This window comes from uncultured Mailhella sp., assembly GCF_944324575.1.
In the GTDB taxonomy this organism is placed as follows: domain Bacteria; phylum Desulfobacterota; class Desulfovibrionia; order Desulfovibrionales; family Desulfovibrionaceae; genus Mailhella.
The window spans coordinates 1-5,881 of the sequence record NZ_CALUWV010000116.1 but is presented as its reverse complement, the minus strand read 5'-3'; the positions used below and the strand labels follow the sequence as shown (position 1 = coordinate 5,881).

Annotated in this window: 3 protein-coding genes; 2 read left to right on the top strand and 1 reads right to left on the bottom strand. The window is 63.7% G+C overall.

Annotated features, from left to right (window positions below; genetic code table 11):
- Nucleotides 1–46 precede the first annotated feature (46 nt).
- The gene (locus tag Q0J81_RS10070) at nt 47–430 is read right to left on the bottom strand and encodes an IdeS/Mac family cysteine endopeptidase (protein WP_294447596.1); all 384 of its coding nucleotides are present in this window, start codon (nt 428–430) and stop codon (nt 47–49) included.
- Nucleotides 431–726: 296 nt separating this feature from the next.
- Between Q0J81_RS10070 and Q0J81_RS10065 the strand changes: the two genes are divergently transcribed.
- The gene (locus Q0J81_RS10065) at nt 727–1,968 is read left to right on the top strand and encodes an exonuclease SbcCD subunit D C-terminal domain-containing protein (protein WP_294447594.1); all 1,242 of its coding nucleotides are present in this window, start codon (nt 727–729) and stop codon (nt 1,966–1,968) included.
- Nucleotides 1,956–5,783, top strand: a complete 3,828-nt coding sequence (locus Q0J81_RS10060; protein ID WP_294447593.1) for an AAA family ATPase — start codon at nt 1,956–1,958, stop codon at nt 5,781–5,783. Before Q0J81_RS10065 ends, Q0J81_RS10060 begins: the two co-directional genes overlap by 13 nt.
- Nucleotides 5,784–5,881 lie beyond the last annotated feature (98 nt).

Sequence of the window (5,881 nt, the reverse complement as noted above, 5' to 3'; positions counted from 1 at the left end):
AGCTGTCAGATTCGGGGTATTTTCATGTCATAACAAGAGGCATGATTTATTCAATACCTAAATATTGCTTCCAGTATTTCTCTCCTAAATCAAGTATTATAAGACGATTGATTGTGACAGGTCTGTCATCTCCAATATACCCTGTCTTGTAACAAGCATAAGTGCCACCTTCAGGATATCTTTCATAACTGACTTCCTTTCTAAAACATCCTACGCCTCCATAAGCTTCGTAGTAATCACGGTCATTATTGTCTACATAATAAATATAGGAAACATCACCGTTTTCATCAAACTCAGCTCCCCACATAGTAACTACATGACCTTTTGTTATAGGCCCCACAGAAAGACCTATGGCCTTTTTGGAACTTAAAGCATCTTTTACAACTTCATTGAAACGTTCTTTACTAAGTCCCCCTTCATCACTACCCAAACGCACACCTGCAGGAAATACATCTTAAAAAAATCCACCCGCGATTTTAGGGTTATGATGCGGGTATGAAGGTGTCACTCCATGTATGAACCAATTGACTCCTTCATCTCCCTTTCCTGCCTTATCTTGAAACGCATCTACAAAACACTGGAATATATCACTTTCCTGCGCTTTTCCTGTCTTTCCTGCCTTTCCTTTTTGCATGACAGGGGGCGGGGGGGCGTGGTACATGGGGAGCGCGGCGTTCGGCGCGGCTGTGCAGGCTGCGCTTTTTTTCAGGGCCGCGGCAGGAAGGCATGAAGATAGTTCACACATCCGACTGGCATTTAGGTCACAGTTTATACGGCAGGCGGCGGCACGAGGAGTTCCGCCAGTTTCTTTCGTGGCTCATGGAGCTTGTTCACCGCGAGGGCATTGAAGCTCTTATCGTAGCCGGGGACGTTTTTGACAGCGCGGTACCGGGCACGCAGACGCAGTCGCTGTACTACGACTTTCTTCGTGAGGTGACGGCGGCGGGGAGTCCGTGCCGTCACGTGGTGATCATTGCGGGCAGCCCTGATTCTCCGGCGTTTCTGGACGCGCCAGCCGGTCCTCTTTCGTCCATGCACGTTCACGTCACGGGCCGGGCGCGCGCGCCCGAGGAAGAAGTGCTTGCGCTTGACGGGCCGGACGGGGAAACGGAGCTCATTGTGTGCGCGGTGCCCTTTTTGCGCGACCGCGACCTGTACAGGGCGAAGGACGGCGACGCCATGGACGCGCGCGACCGGCTCATGGCCGAGGGCATGAAGGAGCATTACCGTCTTGCGGCTCTGGAAGCGGAAAGGCTGCGGGCCGGGCGCGACATTCCGGTGCTGGCCACGGGGCATCTGTTTGCGACCGGGGGCAGCACGTCGGGCGACGACGGGGTGCGTGATCTGTGCGTGGGCTCTCTCGGGCAGGTGGAAGCCGACGTTTTTCCCGCCGCGTTCGACTATGTGGCGCTCGGGCATCTGCACGCGGCGCAGAAGGTGCACGGCGAGGAGCGCATCCGCTACACGGGCTCGCCGCTGCCCATGGGCTTCGATGAGGCAGGGCGACGTCATGAGGTACGCATTCTCACCACGAACGGAGCGAAGGTGGAATCCTGCGGCGTGGCCGTGCCGGAATTTCAGCGTCTGGAGCGGGTGGAAGGCGACATGGAGGCCATAGAACGCAGGCTCGACGAGCTTTCCGCAGCAAAGGAGAGCGTGTGGGCCGAAGTGCTGCACACCGGCGAGGAGAACGTGCCGGAGCTTCGGCGGCGCGTGGAGGAACACGTGTCCGGCAGGCTGGAAGTGCTTCGCATACGCAACGCGCGACTTCTGCCCGAAGGCATGGACGCCGATCCCGAACAGGACGACCTTGAAGAGCTGGACGTGGAAGACGTGTTTGAGAGGCGGCTTCGGGAAGCCTATCCCGAACGCGCGCCCAAAGACCCTGAACTGGAAGAGCTGCGGGAAGCGTTCCGCGAGACCGTGGCCGCCGTGCGCGAAGCCGAGGAGGAATCATGCGCATCTTGAGCGTTCGGATACGCAATCTTAATTCCCTCTCCGGCGACTGGACCGTGCGCCTTGACGGGCCGGAATACGAATCCGGCGGCATCTTTGCCATTACGGGCCCCACGGGTGCGGGCAAGAGCACCATACTCGACGCCATCTGTCTGGCGCTGTACGGCTCCACGCCGAGACTCGACAAGGTGACCAAAAGCAGCAACGAAATCATGTCGCGGCAGGCCACGGAATGTCTGGCTGAGGTGCGCTTTCGCACCATGCGCGGGGAATACGTGTGCAGCTGGAGCCAGAAGCGGACGGGAAAGCGTGCCGCGGGCGAGTTTCAGCCGCCGAAGCACCGTCTTTACGACAGCGAAGGCCGGTCGATTGCCGAAAACACCAAAGCCGTGCTTGCCGGGGTGGAAGAGCTCACGGGCATGGACTTTGCAAGGTTCACGCAGTCCATGCTTCTGGCGCAGGGGCATTTTGCCTCGTTTCTTCTGGCCGACGGCGACAAGCGCGCGCCGCTTCTGGAAAAGATAACGGGCAAAGGCATTTATACGGAAATTTCCAAGAAGGTGCACGAACGCAGCCGGGACGAGCGGCTCAGGCTCGACAATCTGGACAGAGACCTTGCCGCCCGCGATCTGCTGTCTCTTGAAGAAGAGGAAGGCCTTACGGGAGAAAAGCGCACGCTTTTGGAAGGCGTGCAGGCGCTGGCCCGCCGGGAAGAGGCGCTTGCCGGGGACATGGCGCGCGTGGAGCAGGCCGAGGCGCTGGAGCGGGACGAAAAGACCCTTGCCGCAGACAAAGACGCGCTGAACGCGGAAACGGCAGCGTTTGCGCCGGAAAAGGAGCGTCTTGAACGGGCGGTGCGGGCCGCGGCGCTGTCGCCGTCGCTGGAAGCGCTCGACGTGCGACGCGAGGAAGAGCGGCGCGACACGGAGCGCAAGGCCGCGCTTGATACGGAGCTGCCGCGTCTTGAAGCGGCGGAAACGGCGGAGCGGCAGGCGCTTGCCGGGGCACGGGCCGCGCTTGCCGAGGAAAAGGCCTCCGTGGAACGGGAGCGGGACACGTGGAAAAAGGTGCGGGCCGTCGACACGGAACTTGCCGCACGCCGCGGCGACCTGGCCGCGCTGGACAAGGAGCTCAGCGGCCGCCGCGCGGAGCTGGAGCGCCGGAAGAAGGAACAGGCAGAGGCCGGGCAGGCACACGCGAAGGCAGAGCAGACGCTTGCCGATCTGACAAAAACGCGGGAGGCGCGCGCCGCCGACGCCGCGCTTGCCGATGCGACCGGCTCTCTTGCCATGCGCCTTTCGCTGCTCCGGCAGGACGAAGCCGCGCTTGACGCCACGCGCCGGGCGCTTGACGCGTGCTCCCGGAATCTTGACGAGCAGGAAACCGTCCTTGCCGGACGCCGCCGCTCTGCCGAAGCGCTGAGCCGCGCGCTTGCCGGGGCGCGGGAAAAGCTGGACGCGGCGCGCAAAAACTTTGCCGCGCTTCTCTGCGGCAGAGACGCCGCCTTTCACCGTGCGCAACGCGAGGCGCTTTCCGTGCGCCGGAACGCGCTGGACAAGGCTCTTGCCGCCGCTGAGAGCCGGGCCGCGCTTCTTGTGCGCGCAGCGTCGCTGAAAAGTCGCGGTCAAAAGCTGACCCTTGCCGTGCAGAAGGAGGAAGGCGACCTTGCCCTTCTCAGGGAAAAACTTTCGGCCCTGCGGGAAAAGCTGGCGCTCGAGGCAAAGATACGCTCCTACGAAGAGGAGCGCAAAAGCCTGCGCGAAGGCTCGCCCTGCCCGCTGTGCGGCGCAACGCATCACCCGTTTGCCTGCGAGGCTCCGGCATTGCCGGACGACCCGCAAAAGCCCGTGCGCGAACTTGAAGCGCGCGTGGAAGCGCTGGCCGCCGCCCTTGCCGGACACCGGAGCGACGCCGCGCACGCGCGCGAAGCCTGCGCCGAAGCCGAAAGCGCCGCTGCCGAACAGACAAACGCGCTGCGCCATGCGCTCTCGGCCCTTTCGCCCGCGCTCAGCCGGGCGCTGACCTGCCCCTCGCCCGCCGAAAGCGACGGGGCCGCCCTGCCGGAAGCCGGCGAATCTTCAGACGGGAGCGCCCCGACCCAGCTCTCCGGCAGGGATTCCGCGGTTTCCGCCCCTTCCGCGGATTCTGCCCCTTCCGCCGTTTCCGCAGCGGTTGAGCCGTGGGAAAACGAGATTCTTTCGGCCCTTGCGCTCAGCGAAGACGCGCCCGCCCTCGCGCCGGTTCTGGAACGCCTTGCCGCCGAGACCGCCGCAGCGCTTGACGAGGCAACGGCCCTTCTCGACAGGCTGGACGCGCAGCAGACCGCCGGACGCGCCCTTGCCGAAGACGCGGAAAAGCTGCGCCGCCTGCACGACGAAGCGCAGGCCGCCGTTCAGGAAACGGAAAAGGAGGCGCTGCGCCTCGGCACGGAAAAGGCCGGGCTTGAAAGAGACCTTGCCGAAAAGACGCGCAAGACCGACGCCGGACGGGACGAACTTTGCCGCAGCGTTTCGGCCTTCGGCGAGACGGGAAGCCGTACCGAAGAGCTCGAGCTTGCCGTACGCGCGCTTGAAACTCGCCGCAGCGAATACGCCGCGCTCGTCAAACAGGAAGCCGACGCCCGGGAAGCCCTTGCCGGACGGGAACGGCTTCTTGCCGTGGGCGCGCAGGCTCTCGACGCCGCCGAACGCGAATGGAACGCCGCCCTTGCCGGACGCACGGAACGCGCCGCCGCCCTCGCCGCCCTGGAAAACGAGCGCCGCGCCCTGTTCGGAGACCTAAGCGTTGACGAGGAAGAAAAGGCCGCCGCAAAACGCCTGCGCCACAGAGAAGAGGCGGAGGAGGAGCGCCGCAGCGCGCTGGAGGCCGCTTCCCGGGCGCTGGCCGAAGCCCGCCGCGACGCCGCCGCCCTTGCCGAACGCATGACGCAGCGCTCCTCGGCCATGAAGGACATGGAAGAGGCGCTCCTCATCCGACTCAAGTCCGAAGGCTTTGCCGACGAAGCCGCCTGCCGCGCCGCGCTCATGAACAGAGAAGAGCTCGACGCGCTCACCCTCGCACAGCAGACCCTTGCCGAAAAGGCCGCCGGACTCGATGCCCGCGCCGCAGAGCTGGCCCGCCGCCGCGCCGCGCAAATCCTGCCCCTGCCCTCGCGCGAGGAAACCGAGCGTGCCCTCGCACAGACCCGCGCCGAACGCGAAGACGCCCTGCAACGCCTCGGCAGCCTGCAGGAACGGCTCGACGCCAACAACGAGAAAAAGGCCCAGGCCGCAAAGCTCAGAGAAAAGCGCGAGGCGCAGGCCGCCCGCTGCCGCCGCTGGGCCGCGCTCAACGAGCTCATAGGCTCCGCCGACGGCAAAAAGTTCCGCAACTACGCGCAGGAACTCACCTTCCGCAGGCTCATACTCATGGCGAACCGCCAGCTCGCCTTCATGACCGACCGCTACCTGCTCGTGCACAGCAAAACCGAAGCCCTCACCCTCAACGTCATCGACCGCTACCAGGCCGACGCCGTGCGCTCCTCCCGCAACCTCTCCGGCGGCGAAAGCTTCATCGTCAGCCTTGCCCTCGCCCTCGGCCTCGCCCAGATGGCCAGCCGCAACGTGCGCGTCGACTCCGTCTTCCTCGACGAAGGATTCGGCACCCTCGACGAAGAGTCCCTCGGCACCGCCCTCGACATGCTCGCCTCCCTCCGCAGAAAAGGAAAAATGATAGGCATCATATCCCACGTCCAGGCCGTCCGCGACCGCGTCGGCCTCCAGATCAGAGTCTCCCCCAAGGGCAACGGCAAAAGCGCCATCTCCGGCCCCGGCGTCAGCCATGGATAAAACGCAGGAAAGGCAGGAAACACAGGAAACGCAGAAAGGCAGAAAAGGCAGAAAAGGCATCAGGGGCGCCGCCCCTGACCCCGCCGGGGGACTCCCCC